Origin of the sequence: uncultured Henriciella sp., from assembly GCF_964005855.1 — a bacterium.
Taxonomy (GTDB): domain Bacteria; phylum Pseudomonadota; class Alphaproteobacteria; order Caulobacterales; family Hyphomonadaceae; genus Henriciella.
The window spans coordinates 18606-37533 of sequence record NZ_CAXFSW010000015.1 but is presented as its reverse complement, the minus strand read 5'-3'; the positions used below and the strand labels follow the sequence as shown (position 1 = coordinate 37533).

At 60.1% G+C, this 18928-nt stretch carries 18 protein-coding genes; 13 read left to right on the top strand and 5 right to left on the bottom strand.

The window, feature by feature from the left end:
* Window positions 1-14: 14 nt before the first annotated feature.
* Window positions 15-548, bottom strand: coding sequence for a DsrE family protein (locus ABNU55_RS12995; RefSeq protein ID WP_290751914.1), 534 nt, complete (start codon window positions 546-548; stop codon window positions 15-17).
* A gap of 103 nt (window positions 549-651) precedes the next feature.
* Here ABNU55_RS12995 and ABNU55_RS12990 point away from each other — a divergent pair, with 103 nt between their 5' ends.
* Window positions 652-1974, top strand: coding sequence for an N-succinylarginine dihydrolase (locus tag ABNU55_RS12990; RefSeq protein WP_290751917.1), 1323 nt, complete (start codon window positions 652-654; stop codon window positions 1972-1974).
* Between the two features lie 12 nt (window positions 1975-1986).
* Here the strand turns inward: ABNU55_RS12990 and phhA are convergent, their stop codons facing one another.
* A complete protein-coding gene (phhA, locus tag ABNU55_RS12985; RefSeq protein ID WP_290751919.1) occupies window positions 1987-2868 on the bottom strand; it encodes a phenylalanine 4-monooxygenase in 882 nt (293 codons plus the stop codon).
* An 88-nt stretch (window positions 2869-2956) separates the two neighbouring features.
* Between phhA and ABNU55_RS12980 the strand changes: the two genes are divergently transcribed.
* A complete protein-coding gene (locus ABNU55_RS12980) occupies window positions 2957-3964 on the top strand; it encodes a fumarylacetoacetate hydrolase family protein (protein ID WP_290751921.1) in 1008 nt (335 codons plus the stop codon).
* Entirely contained in the window at window positions 3961-4608 is a 648-nt protein-coding gene (maiA, locus tag ABNU55_RS12975) for a maleylacetoacetate isomerase (protein ID WP_290751924.1), read from the top strand. Before ABNU55_RS12980 ends, maiA begins: the two co-directional genes overlap by 4 nt.
* Before the next feature lie 2 nt (window positions 4609-4610).
* Here maiA and hspQ read toward each other — a convergent pair whose 3' ends face one another.
* On the bottom strand, window positions 4611-4937 hold the full coding sequence (hspQ, locus tag ABNU55_RS12970; protein ID WP_348764402.1) for a heat shock protein HspQ: 327 nt from the start codon (window positions 4935-4937) through the stop codon (window positions 4611-4613).
* A 204-nt stretch (window positions 4938-5141) separates the two neighbouring features.
* Here hspQ and ABNU55_RS12965 point away from each other — a divergent pair, with 204 nt between their 5' ends.
* The 7 genes from ABNU55_RS12965 to ABNU55_RS12935 all read left to right on the top strand — a co-directional run bounded on the left by ABNU55_RS12965 (window position 5142) and on the right by ABNU55_RS12935 (window position 12134).
* Window positions 5142-6260, top strand: coding sequence for a Ppx/GppA phosphatase family protein (locus tag ABNU55_RS12965; RefSeq protein WP_290751931.1), 1119 nt, complete (start codon window positions 5142-5144; stop codon window positions 6258-6260).
* Window positions 6257-6970 carry an RlmE family RNA methyltransferase gene (locus ABNU55_RS12960; protein WP_290751934.1) on the top strand — a complete coding sequence of 238 codons (714 nt, stop codon included), beginning with the start codon at window positions 6257-6259 and terminating at the stop codon, window positions 6968-6970. Before ABNU55_RS12965 ends, ABNU55_RS12960 begins: the two co-directional genes overlap by 4 nt.
* Entirely contained in the window at window positions 6967-8022 is a 1056-nt protein-coding gene (locus tag ABNU55_RS12955) for a ribonuclease E/G (RefSeq protein WP_290751935.1), read from the top strand. The genes ABNU55_RS12960 and ABNU55_RS12955 overlap by 4 nt, the downstream gene beginning before the upstream one ends.
* The gene (yacG, locus tag ABNU55_RS12950) at window positions 8019-8204 is read left to right on the top strand and encodes a DNA gyrase inhibitor YacG (protein ID WP_290751937.1); all 186 of its coding nucleotides are present in this window, start codon (window positions 8019-8021) and stop codon (window positions 8202-8204) included. The genes ABNU55_RS12955 and yacG overlap by 4 nt, the downstream gene beginning before the upstream one ends.
* A gap of 62 nt (window positions 8205-8266) precedes the next feature.
* Window positions 8267-8656, top strand: a complete 390-nt coding sequence (locus tag ABNU55_RS12945; protein WP_290751940.1) for a hypothetical protein — start codon at window positions 8267-8269, stop codon at window positions 8654-8656.
* Between the two features lie 155 nt (window positions 8657-8811).
* A complete protein-coding gene (locus ABNU55_RS12940; protein WP_290751942.1) occupies window positions 8812-10980 on the top strand; it encodes a TonB-dependent receptor in 2169 nt (722 codons plus the stop codon).
* Between the two features lie 17 nt (window positions 10981-10997).
* Window positions 10998-12134, top strand: coding sequence for a PepSY domain-containing protein (locus ABNU55_RS12935; protein WP_290751944.1), 1137 nt, complete (start codon window positions 10998-11000; stop codon window positions 12132-12134).
* A 220-nt stretch (window positions 12135-12354) separates the two neighbouring features.
* On the opposite strand, the gene ABNU55_RS12930 is transcribed toward ABNU55_RS12935, so the two are convergent.
* Complete coding sequence (locus ABNU55_RS12930) at window positions 12355-14229, bottom strand: bifunctional diguanylate cyclase/phosphodiesterase (protein WP_290751946.1); 1875 nt, start codon at window positions 14227-14229, stop codon at window positions 12355-12357.
* 175 nt (window positions 14230-14404) lie between these two features.
* Entirely contained in the window at window positions 14405-15112 is a 708-nt protein-coding gene (locus tag ABNU55_RS12925) for a hypothetical protein (RefSeq protein ID WP_290759678.1), read from the bottom strand.
* A gap of 72 nt (window positions 15113-15184) precedes the next feature.
* On the opposite strand from ABNU55_RS12925, the gene ABNU55_RS12920 reads away from it, so the two are divergent.
* The 3 genes from ABNU55_RS12920 to ABNU55_RS12910 all read left to right on the top strand — a co-directional run bounded on the left by ABNU55_RS12920 (window position 15185) and on the right by ABNU55_RS12910 (window position 18902).
* Complete coding sequence (locus tag ABNU55_RS12920) at window positions 15185-15484, top strand: CRISPR-associated endonuclease Cas1 (protein WP_348764401.1); 300 nt, start codon at window positions 15185-15187, stop codon at window positions 15482-15484.
* Between the two features lie 62 nt (window positions 15485-15546).
* A complete protein-coding gene (locus ABNU55_RS12915) occupies window positions 15547-17193 on the top strand; it encodes a hypothetical protein (protein WP_290759680.1) in 1647 nt (548 codons plus the stop codon).
* Window positions 17190-18902: a hypothetical protein gene (locus ABNU55_RS12910; protein ID WP_348764399.1), complete on the top strand. Its 1713-nt coding sequence runs from the start codon at window positions 17190-17192 to the stop codon at window positions 18900-18902. Before ABNU55_RS12915 ends, ABNU55_RS12910 begins: the two co-directional genes overlap by 4 nt.
* The last annotated feature ends 26 nt before the right edge of the window (window positions 18903-18928 follow it).

Sequence of the window (18928 nt, the reverse complement as noted above, 5' to 3'; positions counted from 1 at the left end):
CAGGTGCCGCCGGCTCAGAACGGGTTGAGCGAATAGCCGTCCCGGGAAAGCTGCGCATGCGCGGTCATGGCTGAAAGCGACATCTGGACGCCCGGCAGCAGGTCATCGGCGCTAATGCCGTGTGAGGCGGCGCTCTGCCCGCAGAGATAGATCGGCACGCCTTCCTCGATCAGCGCCATGACAAGCCGGGTAGTCTGGCTGGCGTCTTCGGCAGGCACTGGCTGGAGCAGGTAGTCCGCTGCCCCGCCATGTACCACGATAGCTGGCTGGATATTCTCGCGCGCGACCCCGGCGCGGGCGTGCATGTTCATGAAACGCGCGACTGTCTCGAACTGACGGTTCACGCCGCCGCGTTCTTCGGTCCCTGAAATGTCGAAAGCGACCTTCAGCTCCATGTCCGCAGGCAGCGGCGTTGCCGTCTCAACGGGGGCGGAGGGGCCGAACTCCTCAAACACAGGGCCATAGGTGAAGGCGTCTGGCAGAGTCTGGGCACTCGCACCGGCACCAGACATGAGAGAGAGGCAAAGCAGGGCCGCACGCAGTTTCATCGGATCGTCCTTTCATCGGCTGAAACCGGAATATTGCCGTCAGTATGCCGCTCGTGTCCATCCGCGGCTTTTCTCCACACCAAGGGCAGTGTATCGCCACCTCATGAGCATTGCGCATGAAGTCAATTTCGATGGGCTGATCGGCCCAAGCCATAATTATGGGGGGATGTCGGAAGGCAACCTCGCCAGCGCCCGCAATTCCGGGGATGTCTCCAATCCCCGCGAGGCGGCCCTGCAGGGGCTGGAAAAGATGCGGCTGCTTGTGCGCGCCGGTCTGAAACAGGGCGTTCTGCCGCCCCTGCCGCGCCCGAATATGGATTTGCTGGTGTCAGCCGGGTTCGGCGGCAGCGATGCAGACATTATTGAGGCGACCGCCAGGTCTGCGCCGCGGCTTCTGAAGGCGGCCTATAGCGCGTCGTCCATGTGGTCCGCGAATGCGGCGACCGTCTCGCCGTCGGCCGATGCCAGTGACGGGCGCCTGCACCTGACGACGGCGAACCTCTCGACCATGCTGCACCGCTCCACAGAGCATCCGGACACGACCGCCAATCTTCTCTCGATCTTTGGCGACACGGAGCGGTTTGGTATCCATGCCGCGCTGCCGGCCCATGCCGATTTCGCCGATGAGGGCGCCGCCAACCATATCCGGCTCTGCGCCGATCATGGCGCCGAAGGCGTTGAGGTTTTCGTCTATGGCCGCGAGGCGGGCGAGAGCACAGTGGGTTTTCCGGCGCGCCAGACCCGTCTTGCCGCTGAGAGTATTGCCCGCTCTCACACGCTTGCGCCGGGCCGAACGGTCTTTGCCCGCCAGGCGCGCGCCGCCATCGATGCCGGCGCGTTTCACAATGATGTCGTCTGCGTCGGCTCGCTCGACACGCTTTTCTATCATGAACTGGCCTTCGAGGAGACCGATGGCACGCTGGAGGCCATCCGCAAGGCGGGCGAGGGCCTGTTTGAGCTGAAGACAGTCATGGTGCCGGAGGCCGAGGTGCCGATTGGGGATGCCATCACCTCTTACCTGTTCAACTCGCAGCTTCTGAAATGGCCAGGCGAGGACCGTCTTGTCCTGCTGGCCCCGCTTGAGACGCAGGAAACAGAAAGCACGCGGGCCTTCTGTGAGCAGATGGTCGCGGGCAACGGCCCAATCGGGCGGGTGCAATATGTCGATGTGCGCCAGTCCATGCGAAATGGTGGCGGCCCGGCCTGCCTGCGCCTGCGCGTTGTCATGACCGATGAGGAACTGGCTGCCTGCCATCAGGGGGTTCTGATGGATGAGGAAAAGATCGACCAGCTGCAGGAGGTCGTCCGCAAGACCTATCGCGACCGCCTGTCGGCTGCCGATCTCGCCGACCCCGTCTTTGCCGATGAATGCCGCACCGCGCGCGAAGCGCTTCTGGATGCGCTGGGGCTGTCAGACCTGGTCTGAGGCCGGCGCTGTCTAGCTCCCGTCACTGGCATGGGCCATGCGCCCGCCAGCTTTCGCATAGGCCTGGCTGCCGCGTGTAAGCACCCGGTCGCCCGTTTCGATATCGTCCGGCTTGAGAGCGAACTTGCCCTGCATCCGGTCATAGATCGGCGCGAAGTCGGTCTTCACCGTTGCATCGAAGAGCTGTTCATAGCTGTCGATCACGAAATAGGTCTGCTGGAAATCATCAATCCGGTAATCGGTCTTCATCAGGCGTTCGAGCTCAAAGCCGATCCGGTTCGGGGAAGGGTCTTCCAGCGCAAAGATGCTTTCGGTCTTGGAGGAGACGATGCCCGCGCCATAGATGCGCAGCCCTTCATCTGTCTGGATCAGGCCAAATTCCACCGTGTACCAGTAGAGGGCGGCGAGGTTCTTCAGCGCCGCAAAGTTGAGGCTGCGCAACCCGCCCTTGCCATAGGCTTCCATATAATCGGCAAAGACCGGATTGGTCAGCATCGGCACATGGCCGAAGACATCGTGAAAGACGTCTGGCTCCTGCAGATAGTCCAGCTCATCGCGCTTGCGGATAAACTGGCCGGCGGGAAACCGGCGGTTGGCGAGATGTTCGAAGAAGACCTCATCCGGCACAAGGCCCGGAACAGCGACGACGCGCCAGCCGGTCAGGGCTTCAAGTTCGTCTGACATCGCCTCGAATTCTGGAATGCCGCCCTTGCCGAGGTCCAGTGCCTTCAGTCCTTCAAGGAATTCAGGGGCAGCCCGGCCCGGCAGGACATCCATCTGCCGTTTGTAGAGAAGGTCCCAGACCGCGTGCTCATCTGCAGTATAGTCAGACCAGCCCTGATCGATGGTCCAGTCTTCGCGGGCATGTGCGGGCTTTTCGAAATGGTTGCTCATGCAACTATTATAGCGCACTAAACGCTGAAAGAAATGGAAAGCCGGTCTTCGCACTGGCACAACGACTTCAAGAGGAAAGGAACGCGCCATGAAACTCGCCAGCCTCAACAAGGGACGTGACGGCCAGCTCGTCGTGGTCTCGAAGGACCTCACCAAATATGCAGATGCCAGCCATATCGCACCGACCATGCAGGCCGCGCTGGATGAGTGGGACCTGAAGGCACCCAAGCTGGCCGCCCTCGCAAATGATGTGGAAGTCGGCTCCGTGCCCACGGAGCGCTTTCACGAGCATGACTGCGCCTCGCCGCTGCCGCGCGCCTATCAGTGGGCCGACGGCTCGGCCTATATCAATCACGTTGAACTGGTGCGCAAAGCCCGCGGCGCTGAAGTGCCCGAGAGCTTCTATTCCGATCCGCTCATGTATCAGGGCGGCTCGGACAGTTTCCTCGGGCCGCGTGAGTCGATTCCCCTGGGGGATAAGGCATGGGGCCTCGATTTCGAGGCGGAAGTCTGTGTCGTCACCGGCGATGTGCCCATGGGCATCGATGCGAAAGCCGCGCTCGATCAGGTCAAGCTCATCATGATCTGCAATGATGTCAGCCTGCGCGGGCTTATCCCGAATGAGCTCGCCAAGGGCTTTGGCTTCTTCCAGTCCAAGCCGTCGAGCGCCTTTTCGCCGGTTGCCGTGACGCCCGATGAGCTGGGCGAGACATGGAAGGAGGGCAAGCTGCACCTGCCCATGCTGTCGACCTATAATGACAAACCCTTCGGCAAGCCGGAATGCGATGTCGACATGACCTTCGATTTCGGCACGCTGGTCGCCCATGCAGCAAAGACCCGCCCGCTCGGTGCGGGTACGATTATCGGGTCTGGCACGATTTCCAATCGCGACCCTGATGGCGGGGCCGGCAAGCCCGTGGCTGACGGCGGGCTTGGCTATTCCTGCATCGCCGAGATCCGCATGATCGAGACGATTCGTGACGGTGAGCCGGTCACGGGCTTCATGGATGTTGGCGACACGATCCGCATCGAAGTGAAGGACAAGGCAGGCCACACCGTGTTCGGCGCCATCGAGCAGGATGTGGTGAAGGCATGAGCGAGATCAAACTCCATGACTTCTGGCGCTCCTCCGCAGCTTACAGGCTGCGGATTGCGCTGAACCTCAAGGGGCTCGACTATAGCTCCACCCCGGTAAATATCGCGCCGGGCGCAGATGAGCAGTTTCGTGACGGCTACCGCGCGCTGAACCCGCAGATGCGGGTCCCGACGCTCGAAGTGGATGGCAGGCGTTCAGGCCAGTCCATGGCCATCCTGGAATGGCTGGATGAGACATATCCGGAGCCGCCGCTTCTGCCCTCAGGCCCGTGGGCCCGGCTCGAGGTGCGTGCCTTTGCAGACATTATCGCCTGTGACATCCACCCGCTGAACAATCTGTCTGTACTGAAGACGCTGCGCGAAGACCTCAAGGCCGACGCCGACGCCGTCAATGACTGGTACCGCGACTGGATCATCCGCGGCTTTACCGCGCTGGAGAAGATGGCGCAGGCGCATAAGGACGCCGCTTTCCTCTTCGGAGATGCGCCGGGCCTCGCCGATGTGTGCCTAGTCCCGCAGGTCTATAATGCGCGCCGCTATGAAACCGATCTCAGCCAGTTTCCAAGGCTGGTGGAGGTGGATGCTGCCTGCCAGAAGATCGACGCTTTCGCGCGCGCCGCGCCAGAGGCGGTCAAACCCCGCTGAGCCTAATTGGCCTGTTCGCGCTTCAGCGCATAGCCGTCGGCCGTGCGCTCCAGAACGAAGGGAATGTCCGGGTGGCTGACAGGGGTGTCGCTGTCGTCGATGAGAAGGTTTCCCTCCGAGACATAGGCCACGTAATGCGTTTTCTCGTTCTCGGCGAAGAGGTGGTAATAGGGCTGGTCCTTGGACGGGCGCAGATGTTCCGGGATGGCTTCGTACCATTCCTCGGAATTGGCAAAGACCGGGTCGACATCGAAGATCACCCCGCGAAAGCTGAACATGCGGTGTTTGACGACCTGGCCGATCTGGAACTTCGCCATGCGCCGGTCGATGGCATAGGGAGGGTAACCGTCTTCGCCATATGCGGTGTCTTCTTCCATCTGCGTCTCCGTCTCCTGTTCGGGTGTTTCTGGTCTGGCCTCAACGGGTTGCGGACGGGAGAAGAGTGCGGCAAGGCGCGAGAGTATGCGGGGTCGATGGCTCATTGAACTTCAATGTGATATTGCCTTTCTCAACCGACAAGATTTGGGCCTCACATGGCTGAAAAAAAATCGCGTGGCGGGCAGGGGCGAAACCGCCGGCCGCCGCGCAATGACAGGAAGCCACCGCTCTATGCTGCGGTGGACCTTGGCACGAACAATTGCAGGCTTCTCGTGGCTGCGCCGACGCGCAATGGCTTCAACGTGGTTGATTCCCATTCGCAGATCGCGCGGCTGGGCGAGGGACTGGAGCATTCCGGACGCCTGTCCGAGGCGGCAATGGACCGCGCGTTCAATGCGCTTGAGGCCATTGCGAAAAAGCTCAAGGCAAAACGTGTGGGGCATGTGCGCTGCATCGCGACCGAGGCGTGCCGCAAGGCTGAGAATGGCGCGGAATTCATTGAGCAGATCCGCGAGCGCACCGGCCTGACCTTCAAGATCATCGGCGCGCAGGAAGAGGCGCGCCTTGCCCTCATCGGCTGCCACAACCTTATCGATGACGATGCACGAAGCGTCCTCGTCCTCGACATTGGCGGCGGCTCAACGGAGCTGTCACTGGTGGACGCGGAAAAAGCGCGGGGCGATGGCCTCGACGGCATGCTGAAACGCGCCCCCATCAAGGCATGGACCAGCATTCCGCTGGGTGTGGTGACCCTTACCGAAGCCTTCAGCCACCTGAATGAGGAAGAGGCCTATCCCGCCATGCTGGAGCGCGCGCGGTCCTATGTCGACGCCTGGGCCGGCAAGCACGATATTCGCGCGCTGCTGGCCGACAAGACCTCGCATATCATCGGAACCTCGGGCACGGTCACCTGCGTCGCCGGGGTCCATTTCGGACTGGAGCGCTATCGCCGCGACCTCGTCGACGGTCAGTGGATGGACCATGATGGCTGTTACGCCACAATGGATGCGCTGATCGAGGCCGGCCCCGAGGGCCGCGCGGAATATCCCACGATTGGCGAGGACAGGGCCGGTCTCATGCTGGCGGGCTGCGCCCTGATGGATGCGGTCTGGTCGATCGCGCCGCATGCGCGTATGCGGGTCGCAGACCGGGGCCTGCGTGAAGGGCTGCTCCTCTCCATGATGAAGGGGCCAAAACGCAAGCGTTCGCGCGGCGGACGCAAGCGCAGGCCAAGACAGAAGAATGGCGGAAACGCCGCGGAGGCTAAATCATGAGCGATGACGGAAAACGCCGCTGGAAAGGCCCGCCGAAAGAAAAGCAGCAAGGCTCTGGCCGGCGCATGAGCGAGCGCAAGATTATTGCGTATAACGCTAAGGATGAGAGCTCAAAGCGCTGGATCGAGCGCCAGCTCACCGATCCTTACGTCCAGCGCGCCAAGAAAGACAATTACCGGGCCCGCGCCGCTTACAAGCTGCTCGAGGTCGATGAGAAGACCGGCCTTCTGAAGGGGGCAAAGCGGGTGGTCGATCTTGGCTGCGCGCCGGGTGGCTGGATCCAGGTCTGCCAGCGCCGCGGCGTCAGCGAAATCGTCGGCATCGACCTGCTGGCCGTCGACCCCATACCGGAAGCGCACATTGTGCAGGGCGATATCAATGAGGCCGAGGATGTGGCGAAGATGATGGAGGGCCTCTCGGGGCCGCCTGATCTCATCCTGTCCGACATGGCCGCCAATACGACGGGCCACAAGCAGACCGACAGCCTTCGCACAGCAGCCCTTGCCGAAACCGCGCTCTGGTTCGCGAGCGAACACCTCGTCCAGGGCGGCAATTTCTGCAGCAAGGTGTTTCAGGGCGGCGCGACGCCGGAACTGCTGGGCGACCTCAAGCGCATGTTCAAGACGGTCAAACACGTCAAACCCCCGGCCAGCCGGGCTGGCTCACCAGAGCTGTTTGTCGTCGCGCTCGGCTTTCGCGGGCGGTCATGACCGGCCCGGTCCGCATCCTCGTGCACCGCACGCCGGGGGAAGTGCGGGCCGCGGCATTTAACGCGTCCGGCAGGCCGTTTCGCCTCTTCATAGAGCGCTGGGACGGGGAGAACGCCAATCTGCGCCTTTCAGAACGCGTCGAGGCGCGCCTGCGCCGCCGCGCGCCGGAGCAGGGTGGGGGCTTCTTTGAGGCAAAGTCGGGCGAGGAAGTCTTCGTGCGCACCGCCGACCTGGGCAAACTCACCGAAGGCGCCGCGGCAACGCTCGAAATCGTCGCCGAAGCCAGAAAGGACAAGCTCGCGCGCGGCAAGGTCCGCAAGGGCCCGCCCGGCGACGCGGTTCCTGCCTTTGAGCGCTGGTGCCGGTCCATTGATCCGGATTCGCAGCTGGAGACCGCAAGCACGCCTGCCGAATTCGATGAGGTTGAGGACGCGTTCGAGGAAGCGCTGGCAAAATGGTGCCCGCTTCCGGGCGGCGGCAATCTCGGCTTTGAGCGCACGCGCGCCCTGACGGCGGTGGATATCGATATGGGTGGGCGCCAGACCAAGGGCAGCGCCGGCGCGCGCGCCTTCAGCGTCAACCGGGAGGCCGTACATGAAACCGTGCGCCAGCTGTCGCTCAGAAACCTCGGCGGTCTGGTCGTCATGGACTGTGTGGCGCCTGTGACGCCGTCTTCGGCGGAAAAGCTGCGGGGCACCCTCATTGAGACCTTCCAGGCCTATTCCACGCGCCGCATCGATGCGCTGAAGCCGTCTGCCTTCGGTCTGTTGCAGGTCCAGCTGGAATGGGCCGAGGCGCCGGTGGAGGACTGGCTTCTGAGCGCCGACGGCCTGCCGACACCCGAGACCGAGCTTCTCGCGCTATTCCGCGCGGCGGCGCGCGAAACAACGGCCAATCGCACCGGCTTCTACAGACTCACCCTGTCGGCAAACGCGCTTCGCGCCTATATCGCGCGGCGAAAGCAATGTGATGCCATGCTGCAGGAGGCCTTTTCAGGCCGGGTCAAGATTGCCAGCGGCAAGGGCGAGAAATCGGTGGTGAGAAAAGAATGAGCAAGGCGAAGTGCCCGATCTGTGAAACGAACCCGGTCAAGCCGGAATTCAGGCCCTTCTGTTCCAAACGCTGCGCGGATGTGGATCTCTCGCGCTGGCTGAAGGGGGGCTATGCCATACCCGGCCGTCCCGCAGATCAGGCCGATGAGACACCGAGCTTCAAGGAAGAGCGCGACGAGTAGCGCGCCGGCTGTATTGGTGTCAGAGTGGGTCTTCGTCCACCTCCTTTGAAAGCCCGGATCCCATGCGCGTCTACCTGTCCTTCGCCAGCCTTCTTGTTCTGTCTGCCTGCGCGGCGTCGCCTGTGCAGGAAACGCCGCCCACGGACGATTATCAGCCGATCAGTTTTGAAGGCGAGGCCGCGACGCCGCAGGAACGCGCCCGCTGTGAAGCAGCAGGCGGCGAGGTCCAGCGCGCAGGCAGGCTTGGATGGGAAGCCTGTATCCAGACCTTTGCAGATGCGGGGGACACCTGCTCGGATAGCTCAGACTGTCTGGGGGAATGCCGCAATACGAATGAATTTGTGGCGGATGGGGCGCCAGCGACCGGCCAGTGCGCGGTCAATGATAGTCCCTTCGGTTGCCATCAGACGATCGAAAACGGCGTCGCTCACCCGGCGCTCTGCGTGGATTAGGCCGGACACGGCGGCCATTCTAGTTGCTTGAGGCGAACGTCTGAGCGATGCGTGGGTCGCGTCCGCTGCACTTGAGAACTGTTGTCAGGTCTTGAGCTGCGAATGAATTGCATTTACGAGGCGTGCCTGTTTGTTTCAGAAGGGGCTCGCTTGTCATGGCGAATGGTTTGAGGGTGGCACTGGCCGCCAGCGCATCGGTATTTGTTCTGGCGCCCACAGCGCTCGCGCAGCAGGCTGAGGAAGAGGCACGCCTTGATACTGTCATCGTGACCGGAGAGGCGTCGCAGGTCGAACTTCTCGAGGAATTCACCGGGGGACAGGTCGCGCGCGGCGGACGGGCTGGCCTGCTCGGCAATCTCGACTTCCTCGATGCGCCTTTCTCCGGCACCGCCTATACGTCCGACCTCGTCACCGCGCAGCAGTCCGACAGCGTTGGCGATGTGCTGCAGAATGACCCCGTCGTCCGCGTGGCAAAGGGCTTCGGCAACTTCCAGGAAGTCTATGTGATCCGTGGCTTCCCGGTCTATTCCGATGACGTCACCCTCAACGGCGTCTATGGCATCCTGCCGCGCCAGTTCGTGGCTGCAGAGCTGCTGGAACGGGTCGAAGTGTTTCGCGGCGCCAATGCCTTCATCAATGGCGCAGCGCCGGGCGGCAGCGGTGTTGGCGGCACGATCAATCTCGTGCCCAAGCGGGCCCCGGAAGATGGCATCCGCCGCGTGACCATTGGCTATGAGAATGAAGGCCAGCTCTATGGCGCTGTCGATCTCGGCACGCGCTTCGGCCCGGCGGGTGAATGGGGCGTGCGCGTCAATGGCGTGGTCCGTGACGGCGAAACCTCCATCGACGGTCAGGACCGCTCACTCGGCGTTGCATCGATCGGCACCGATTATGATGGCGAGCGTTTCCGCTTCTCCGCCGATCTTGGCTATCAGGACAACCGCATCGATGATCCGCGCCCGCAGGTCACACCACTGGGCGATGTCCCGGCTGAACCTGATGCGGATACAAATTTCGCCCAGCCGTGGACGTATACGGATGAAGAACAGCTCTTCGGCGTCATTCGCGGCGAATATGACGTCACCGACAATGTGACGCTCTGGCTCGGCGGCGGCGCGCGCAATGGCGAAGAGGCCAATGTGCTGGCGAACCCGAACGCGGCCGCTGACGGCTCGCTGACGGCCTACCGTTTCGACAACACACGTGAGGATGATGTGGTCTCGGCCGATGCGGGCCTGCGTGCTGAATTCCACACCGGCGCCATCGGACACCGGCTCGTTGTGTCGGCGTCGAGCATCTCGTCGGAGTCGAAAAATGCCTATGCGTTTTCCGACTTTTCAGGCTTTGCGAGCGACCTCTACAATCCCGTCGAGGTCGCTCCGCCCGTGCCCGATTTCTTCATTGGCGGCGAGCTCGATGACCCGCTTGTGACCGAAGAGGTCGACAATTCCTCCTTCGCCATTGCCGACACGCTGTCGCTTTTCGATGACCGGCTACTCGCAACGATTGGTCTTCGTCAGCAGAAGATTGAAACCGCGACATTCGACTACAATACCGGGGCGCGCCTTTCCGGCTATGACGATGAGAAGGTCACACCGGCCTTTGGTCTGGTCTGGAAAGCCAGCCCCAATCTCTCGATCTATGGCAACTATGCCGAAAGCCTCCAGCCCGGGCAGGTCGCACCCGCGACCAGCGGCGGTACGCCCATCGTGAATGCGGGCGATGTGCTGGAACCCTTTACCGGCGAACAGGTCGAGGTCGGCGCCAAATATGATGCTGGCAGCTATGGCGCGACCGTGTCTCTGTTCCAGCTGTCGCGTCCCAATGCCATCGTTGCAAACCAGCGCTTTACCGCCTCTGGTGAACAGGAAAATCAGGGCGTTGAGATCAGCGTCTTCGGGGAGCCTGTAGACGGCTTCCGCCTTATCGGCGGGGCGACATTCCTCGATGCGGAACTCTCGCGCACCGAAGGCGGAGTCGATGAAGGCAACGCCCCCATTGGCGTTCCGGAAATTCAGGCCAATCTCAATGCTGAATGGGATGTATCCGCCATTCCAGGGCTGACCCTTGATGGCCGTCTCATCCATACCGGCGAGCAATATGTGAACAGCGCGAACACGGTCGAGCTCGACAGCTGGACACGGCTTGATCTGGGCGTCCGTTATACGCTTGATGCTGGCGAACGGCCCGTGACCCTGCGGGCGCGGATCGAGAATGTGACCGATGAAGCCTACTGGGCCTCGACGGGTGGTTTTCCGGGAGCGAACTATCTCATCCTCGGCAATCCGCGCACGGTTATGGTCTCGGCATCGGTGGACTTCTAGGAGGGCAGGCAAGGCCAATGCGCACGGGCACGATCAGGGCATGGGGCTGGATCCACAAATGGACCAGCCTTGTGTGTACCCTGTTCCTCCTGATGCTCTGTCTGACCGGCCTGCCGCTCATCTTCCATGATGAGATCGATGGCGCTCTGAACCCGGCTAGCTGGCAGCCAGCCAATCCGGGTGCGGAGCATCTGACACTGGACGAGATACTCGATACCGCGCTGGATAACCGGCCGGGCGAAACCCCGATCTTCATGAGTTTCGACATCGACCGTCCAGTCGTGAATGTGACGAGCGGACCCAGCGCCGACGCGCCGGGCAGTGCAATGCACTTTGCCTCCTATGATCTGACCAGCGGGGATCTCGTGCCGCCTGCCGATGCGGGGGAAAGTGTCATGGAGTTCCTGCTGCAGCTTCACACTGACATGTTTCTGGGCCTGCCGGGCATGCTGTTTCTGGGGGCGATGGGGTTTCTCTTCGTTCTTTCGGTCGTCTCCGGTGTCGTTCTCTACGCCCCCTTCATGCGCAAGCTCGACTTCGGCACGATCCGAACAAACCAGTCCACTCGTTTGAAATGGCTGGACTATCATAATTTTCTGGGCATCGTCGCGGTCGCCTGGCTTCTGGTCGTCGGGCTCACCGGCGTGATCAACACGCTTGAAGAGCCCATTATCGATACATGGAAGGCTCAAGAGCTTGCCGACCTCGTGGCGCAGAATGAAGGTGGCGAAACGATTGTTCCGCGTGCCTCACTGGACGCGGCTGTCGATGAGGCCATTCGCGCCGCACCGGGCATGGAGCTTCAGTTCGTCGCCTTCCCGGGAAGCGATTTTTCCACGAGTTCGCATTATGCCGTCTTCCTGCATGGACGCTCGCCGGTCACAGAACATGTGATCGCGCCGGTCCTCATACACGCTGCCACGGGGGAAGTGGCCGGGCTCAGGGAAATGCCCTGGTATGCCAAGGCGCTCTCCCTCTCGCGCCCGCTCCATTTCGGCGACTATGGCGGGCTTCTTCTGAAGCTTGTCTGGGCTGTGCTCGATATTCTCACCATCTTCCTTCTGGTGAGCGGGGTCTATCTGTGGCTGGCGCGCGGCAAGCGCCGCATGCGCGTCGAACGTCAGCCCCTCGCCGTGGAAAGCGGGCCGGCATGAGGCAGGCGCGCTCCGGAGGCCGGGCCCGAAGGCGTGTGGGGGCAATCTTCGCGATTCCGCTGGTGCTGTTTCTCCTCGGCCTGACGGGGCTGGTGGGTGCCTTGCTCGTCGATGGCCCTGCAGATGTCGCCTTCTCGCTGGCGGCGGCTTGCGGACTGGTGACGTTCGCTGTGGTCCGCCGACCCGGCAGGAGATGAGAGCTTCAAGCGATGGAGTGTGGTCAGCAGGCGAGCCTTGCCGGTTTTTCGTCCGGCGACTCGACCAGTCGAGGCTGCCCGATCCAGTAGCCCTGCATCTGATCCGCCCCCAGCTTGCGCATCTTTTCCGCGAGGGTCTCTGAACTGATGCCTTCCACGCAGGTCACAAGGCCAAGATCACGCGCCAGTCTCAGCGCGCCCCTCAGCAAGGCGTTTTCCGGCGCGTCCTCTGCCGTGGCGGCGGCCAGGGTAAGGCTGCGGTCGATCTTCAGCTTGTCCAAGGGCAAGCGGGTCAGCATCGAGAGCGAGGAATAGCCGGTGCCAAAATCATCCAGCGCAATCGAAAGCCCTGCCTTGCGCGCCCGCTGGAGCATGCCGACATTTGCCTCCAGATTGCGCAGGGCGACCCGTTCGGTGATTTCGAGTGTTACCCCGTTTGCGGGAAAGCGGTGCTTGTCCAGCACCCGCCGCAGTGTGGGGATGAAGTCGGTCGTCTGCAGCTGGCCGGGGGAAATATTGACCGAAAGCGCCTTCGGCTCGCTCTTCCAGTTCGAGAGGGTCGTATCCAGTGTGGTCCAGAGCAGCTCATTGAGAAGGCCAAGTTTTTCGGCGACGGGAATGAACTCCTCCGGGCCCGGCTGGCGCGAGTTGATGTCCGCCTGCGCCAGACCGGTCCAGCGGGCGAGAAGTTCATGACCGACAATCTCCATTGTACCGGCATCGGCTATCGGCTGCAGCGCCGGGCGGATGAGACCGGAGGCAAGGGCGCGCGGGAAGGTGACCTGCATCAGTTCTGTCTCGATCGCCTCGCCATCGACCTCCGGCGCGAAGCGGGCATAGCCGCCGCCGGCCGCCTTGACCCGGCGCATGGCCGTGTCGGCCTCGCTGAGGCAGGCGGTGAGGCTTTTATCGTCCCGGCCCTTATGGGCATAGCCCATGGAGGCGCCGACATGGATGAGGCGGCCATTCCAGGCAACATCGCAAACAAGCTCTGCATAGAGGCCGGCGAGGGCAGCATCCATTTCAGCGGCGTTTCGGCAAGGCGCGGCGATGGCGGCGAACTCGTCCCCGCCTGGGCGCGCGGCAACGGCAATGGCGTCGCTGCGTTCAAGCCGGGCAGCGATCGCGCGCAGGACCGCGTCGCCGGCGGCGTGGCCGTACTGGTCGTTCAGGGGCTTGAAATTATTAAGATCGATGAAGACCGCCGTCACTTCCCCGGTCTCGTCCGCCGCAGTTTTCAGCGCCGCGAGAAAGGCGCGGCGGTTGAGAAGCCCGGTCAGCGGGTCGGTGGTGGCGAGATGTTCCTTTTCGGTGATGACCTGAACCAGGCGCTGGTCGGTTCTCTGGCGCGAGATCTGGACCATGGCGAGCAGCACGAGGAGAATCGCCGAAAACGCCGCGAGCGACCCGGCCAGCATCCGCTCATCGGAAAGGCCCGGGCCGCCGAGGGGATAGGCCTCTGTGAATGCGACGGTGCAGAACCAGATGAAGACGGCCTGGAGCGGGGCGAGGGCGAGCTGGAGCCGGTAATCGAGACCAATCGCAATAAAAACAGGGATGAAGAGCGGATAGATCAGCGTGGTGACATTGATGTCGCCGCTCTGGACCTCAACGAAGACATGCGCCCAGTAACAGAGAAACAACGCCGCCAGCCCGCCATTCATCACGCTGCGGATATGGAAATCGCGCCGCGCCGCAAGCGCCAGGCCTGCGAGGATGAGGGCGTAATTGCCCGCCTCGACATAGGAGTTGAAGCTGATCCGGCCGAACAGACCCGTCAGGCCAAGGGCGAGGCCGACAAGGACGAGACCGGCAAGCCCGATCCGCTGGGCGATACGGCGATACCGGTCATGCAGCTGCTGCAGAGCCGGCGAATAATCTGAAGGACCCTCGAACATGCCCCAACATGGCACGAAACCGATAAATGATGGGTAATGCGATATAAAATTTTGCAGAAGCGGCGGTGAGGTTCCGTTAAATCTTCCGCCCGCAAACCAGCGCCAGCGCCCGCCGGGCACGGCCTGCGGCGCCCGGCGGCAAAATCATTTTCCCCCAAAAAAAGAAGAGCGCCCGCTAGCCGGTATCGTACCAGGCCGAAAGCGCCTTCGCGATGGCGCCGGGCAGGCTGATGGCGAGAAGGCCAAGCTCTGCCGGGAGGCGCCGCGCCGGCACCTCCACGAGACAGAGCGGGCGCGGCGCGCCGTCTGCCCGCAGGCGCGCGAGCAGCCGGGCCATGCGGCGCACGGCGGCCTCAGGGTGCTCCAGCAGGTCACAGAGGGTGCGCCAGCGGTGCACGAGCGGTGCGATGGCAAGCGGCCGGCGCGCGCGCCCCGCACGCTCGCCCCCATCCGGGGCAAAGACACTGGGGTCCAGGGGGCGGAAGGCCCCCATGGAGGGCATGAGGGCAAAGCCGCGCGCGCCGGAGCGGGGGTGAGCCGCACCGGCCGGATCAGGCGCGGTCCCGGATAGCGGCTGCGCCCCTTCCGGGATGACGGGCATTCTGGTGTGTTTCGGAAGGCCCGCGGCAGCCGCCATCAGGACGAGGAGCCGGCGCGCCAGCGTCTCAACCCATTTCAGCCGCGCGCGGACATGGGTATAGAGCCGCCGGCTGAGCTTCACCTCCTTGCGCGACAGCCCGGCCCGGAAGTCGAGATCTGCCATCTCGTCCCTCAAAGCCCTGAAGCCCGCCGTCACAAAGCTGGATGTGTCCTGCATGGCCGGAAGGATAGGGGCGGGCGGCGTCAGGTGGGAAAGTTTGACCGGGGTAGGAGATAGCCTCATGCGTTTTGTGTTTGCGCAAAGGCTGCTCAGTTGCCTCGTCACGGCCCGTTAATCAGGCGAGCACATTTCTAGATAACACCGCTTACACAAACAAAGACCAAGGCAATCGCGGACGGCTATGATCCAATGATTGGCGTGATGCATGACCAACGCGAAAAGCACAAAGACAACACTCCGTCATTCGCTCTGGATTTGGTGGAGCCGATGCGGCCCGTGGTTGATCGTTTGATCTTGAAGCTGATCGCTGAAGAGACGTTTTCGGGGGCGGATTTTGATTTGCAGAGTGATGAAGTCGTGCGAATCAATCCAGAGTTTTGTCGATTGCTTTTGAGCGTTTTGGCAACGATTACACAATTCGATCGGAGACCCTAATCACTACTAGCATTTCTGACCAAATCTACGAAGCGGTCCAGTCCGGAAACTTCCAGTCCCTTGTGACCAGTTCAGATCAGGCGGATTTAACGCTGCTTGGTGAGGCCTTAGCTGACCTACACACTTCCGGTTCGATTGAACTCTTTGAGTTTTTGCGCCGCATCGATTGGGTGGCGCTAGAGGCGAAATATAAAACTCGGTGGAACGTGGCAATCGAGGTAGCAGTAGGCCAAGTACGCTCTGATCCCAAAACTACAATTTGTTGGTTCCACGATATTCTGGACGGCGCACGTCAGGCTGACGTCCATCTGTTGTTCAAGAGCTTTGAAAAATGGACAGAAACTAACGCGGATTGCCTCGCTGAGGTTCGCGATGTCATTGCCGCATGCGAAAGAGATAGTGAACTAGTGCATGCGTTTCTGGCCAATTGGGCTAAGCACAATGCCGCCGCCGCATTAGAAACGGCGCTTGACTGGTCGCAGTCCGCTGAAACTCAGACTCGTCATCAAGCAATAATTTCTCTGTCGGCGATTGTTCGGGCTGGGGGAGATGCGGACGCGATCTATCGAACGCTTATCAACTTGATGGAAAAGGGGAGTGAAGTTGATCAGGTGTCAGCAGTCACCGCCGCCAATCGGATACTGGGTAACAGCAGTGAACCATTGCAGCCTCTTGTTGGCGCGCTGGAATTGCTTGCGCAGAACCCCTCACAATCAGTACGCCATCAGCTCATCGATGGTTTGGCACGAAGCGGCGGATACCCTCAGTCCTTAAAGGAAAAGGTGTATGGGCTATTTCCGGCGTCGAACGAAGCACCTAACACCTTGGGTCTTATTGATTTGGCGCTTTCAGAGCTGGATTTGAACAGCGATTTCCAACTTGTGTGCGAATTGACTACCAGCCTCCTGCTTCAAGATGGCGAAGACCCAACCAAATTGGAAGACCTTGATATTTTTGTGGGCAAGTTGCAGTCAGCTCCCGCAGCAGTTGTTTGCAGATATTTAGTTCACTGGCTGCTCGCTGGAGACCAGGTAATCTGCTCGCAGTTAAATGATATTTTTCCGCCTATCGACAAATCCGTATACGCATTTGACTTGCCCAGTTCAGAGTTATCAGTCGCGGATGTATTCTACTTAACTCGCAAAATTTATGCGTATCTCTTCTTCTGCCACGGTCCCGCAGTTTCGCTGCTCACTACATGTCTGATGGCCTTACCCTTGGAAGATCGTAAGCGCTTAGAAATCGATATAGCTTCGTTTTGGCTGCGCAATTTCCCAGGCGATCTTGAGCTGTTCGAGCAGTATGCAAAGATCCATCCCACACGTGGATTGAAAGCATCGATCGAGCGTATGAGCAACGCGGTGGACGCTTACCGAGAGCCGCTACAGCAACTCAAATTAAACAAAGCCTTCCACCCGTCGCCTTTGGAGCGGCGAGTTCAAGCGGAAGTCAGGCGTGAGCAAGATGCGGAGGCAAGCAAGATGATGAAGGAAAAGTCGGTCTTTATGTCAATCTTTCCGACCAGCACGCTGCTTTACGGTCGAGCTGCCATCAGTCGAATTGTTGATAGCGGCGGAAGCAGCTCTCGGCAGGTCATTTCGATGAAATCCTTTGAGACATCCACAGCCTTGCCTCGCATGGACGTCTTATATCCAGCTCGTTTGAGTTACCTCATGTTCCGTTTTCGAAACGAGAAGAGACCCAATTGAAGTTACTATTGAAGCAATACCTCGCGTCGCTTCGTGAACGCGACGAGCTAGACATCGTACTTCCCGACATTCTCAGTGAGTTGGGCTTCACAATCATATCTCGCCCAATGCGGGGCACCGCTCAATACGGCGTTGATATAGCGGCTCTTGGACCCCACCCCGATACAGGCGTTCCCGCGATTTATCTTCTGTCTGTGAAGTCTGGAGACTTGGGCAGAGATGATTGGGATACGGGTAAGCAATCATTGCGTCCCTCACTTGTCGATATCCTAGACGTCTATATCCCGAAGCAATTGCCTCGAAGATATCGCAAAATGCCAAAGGTAGTTGCGTTGTGCTTTGGTGGGGACATCCAGGAGGATGTTAGGCCGCGCGTTGGTGCGTTCATCGACAAGTATGCTGAAGCGGGAGAAATCGACTTTGTTGAATGGAATGGCGATTACATTGCAGGCCTCATAGGCACTGGTCTCTTGCGGGAACACATCTTCCCAAAATCTTTCGAGGTTAACTTCAGAAAGGCTGTCGCGTTGGTGGATGAGCCAGATGTTTGTGAAGCTCATTTTCGTTCTTTAATCGATCAAATCGTTACGCCCGAAATCAAGAATTTTAGTGACCGCATAAGAAGGGCACGGCAAATCCTTGTGGCCGCTTGGACGATTTTTGCGTGGTGTCGAGATGCTGGTAACCTCGAGGCTAGCTACAGGTGTACATCTCTCTCTTTGCTCGCAATATGGCACTTAAGCCATCAGCACATTGTAGGTAAATCGAAGTACCACCGAGCGCTATCCGATGTAGTTGATAAAGCCATCTCTCTTATGCTCACAAACTCCGGTGCATACCTGGATGAGCATGTTTTGCCCTACTGCGAGATAGAGGATGGTTTAGCAGCATCCGTTCCCAGCCATTCTAGTGCTGATATCAATTTAAAATTATTCGAAGCATTGGGCCGCTTAGCGCTTCATGGTCACTGGCTTGTCTTTCAGAAAAGCCTGCGGCCTAGCGAAGGAGAGTCGGATCAGGAGCCCATCGCCGAGCAATTGAACCTATGTTCCGATAGGCTGATAAAACTGATTAAGAACAATCCTGTCTTTTATACGCCGTTAAGAGACGATCACGCCATTGAAGTTAATCTTGCTGCGCTCCTGTTGCTACACCAAGGGGAGACAGGTTTCGCTCATGATTGGATTGAGCAGATGACTCTTTCTTCGATTTTTAGCCATCGAAGCCATGGCTATTTCCCCTGTGCCTTCAGAGAGTACTCCGACTTAGTTGAACATCCAAAAAGTCGAGAAAACTACAGGGAGGATGCCACGTTGGGTAGTATTCTCTATCCGACACTAGGAGTTTGGCTAAGCATATTTGACGACCAATCAGCATTTTCTGCCCTAGAGGATTTTTATCGAAATTTTATGCCTCATAGTACTTGGCAGTTGTGGTTTCCGGATGAGGCCACGGACGAACATCTCTTCCTAAACACCGACATTCATGGGGCGGCGCTACCTGGGCTGACGTTGTCAGATGGAACAGCCGGTCTCCTAAAAACTCTTGAGGAAGAAATTTCCGCCAGCAACGACTTCGCAAACCTGTCGGCAGTCCGGATCGGCATTTGGCCCCTCGTGCTGCTAGCATGTCAGCGTCATCGCATCCCATTGCCGCCGCAATTCTGGGTGATGAATTGGTCACCGAGCGCTTCTGAAGTGAAGAGCTAAGACGCCTCCTATCGCAACTATTTTTC

Excerpts from the sequence above, each read along its gene's own strand:
- maiA (WP_290751924.1), top strand. The coding sequence starts at position 3,961 with ATGAGCGAGATCAAACTCCATGACTTCTGGCGCTCCTCCGCAGCTTAC.
- ABNU55_RS12980 (WP_290751921.1), top strand. The coding sequence starts at position 2,957 with ATGAAACTCGCCAGCCTCAACAAGGGACGTGACGGCCAGCTCGTCGTG.
- ABNU55_RS12965 (WP_290751931.1), top strand. The coding sequence starts at position 5,142 with ATGGCTGAAAAAAAATCGCGTGGCGGGCAGGGGCGAAACCGCCGGCCG.
- ABNU55_RS12935 (WP_290751944.1), top strand. The coding sequence starts at position 10,998 with ATGCGCACGGGCACGATCAGGGCATGGGGCTGGATCCACAAATGGACC.
- ABNU55_RS12960 (WP_290751934.1), top strand. The coding sequence starts at position 6,257 with ATGAGCGATGACGGAAAACGCCGCTGGAAAGGCCCGCCGAAAGAAAAG.
- ABNU55_RS12945 (WP_290751940.1), top strand. The coding sequence starts at position 8,267 with ATGCGCGTCTACCTGTCCTTCGCCAGCCTTCTTGTTCTGTCTGCCTGC.
- yacG (WP_290751937.1), top strand. The coding sequence starts at position 8,019 with ATGAGCAAGGCGAAGTGCCCGATCTGTGAAACGAACCCGGTCAAGCCG.
- ABNU55_RS12925 (WP_290759678.1), bottom strand. The coding sequence starts at position 15,112 with ATGAGGCTATCTCCTACCCCGGTCAAACTTTCCCACCTGACGCCGCCC.
- ABNU55_RS12940 (WP_290751942.1), top strand. The coding sequence starts at position 8,812 with ATGGCGAATGGTTTGAGGGTGGCACTGGCCGCCAGCGCATCGGTATTT.
- phhA (WP_290751919.1), bottom strand. The coding sequence starts at position 2,868 with ATGAGCAACCATTTCGAAAAGCCCGCACATGCCCGCGAAGACTGGACC.
- ABNU55_RS12995 (WP_290751914.1), bottom strand. The coding sequence starts at position 548 with ATGAAACTGCGTGCGGCCCTGCTTTGCCTCTCTCTCATGTCTGGTGCC.
- ABNU55_RS12955 (WP_290751935.1), top strand. The coding sequence starts at position 6,967 with ATGACCGGCCCGGTCCGCATCCTCGTGCACCGCACGCCGGGGGAAGTG.
- ABNU55_RS12990 (WP_290751917.1), top strand. The coding sequence starts at position 652 with ATGAGCATTGCGCATGAAGTCAATTTCGATGGGCTGATCGGCCCAAGC.
- ABNU55_RS12930 (WP_290751946.1), bottom strand. The coding sequence starts at position 14,229 with ATGTTCGAGGGTCCTTCAGATTATTCGCCGGCTCTGCAGCAGCTGCAT.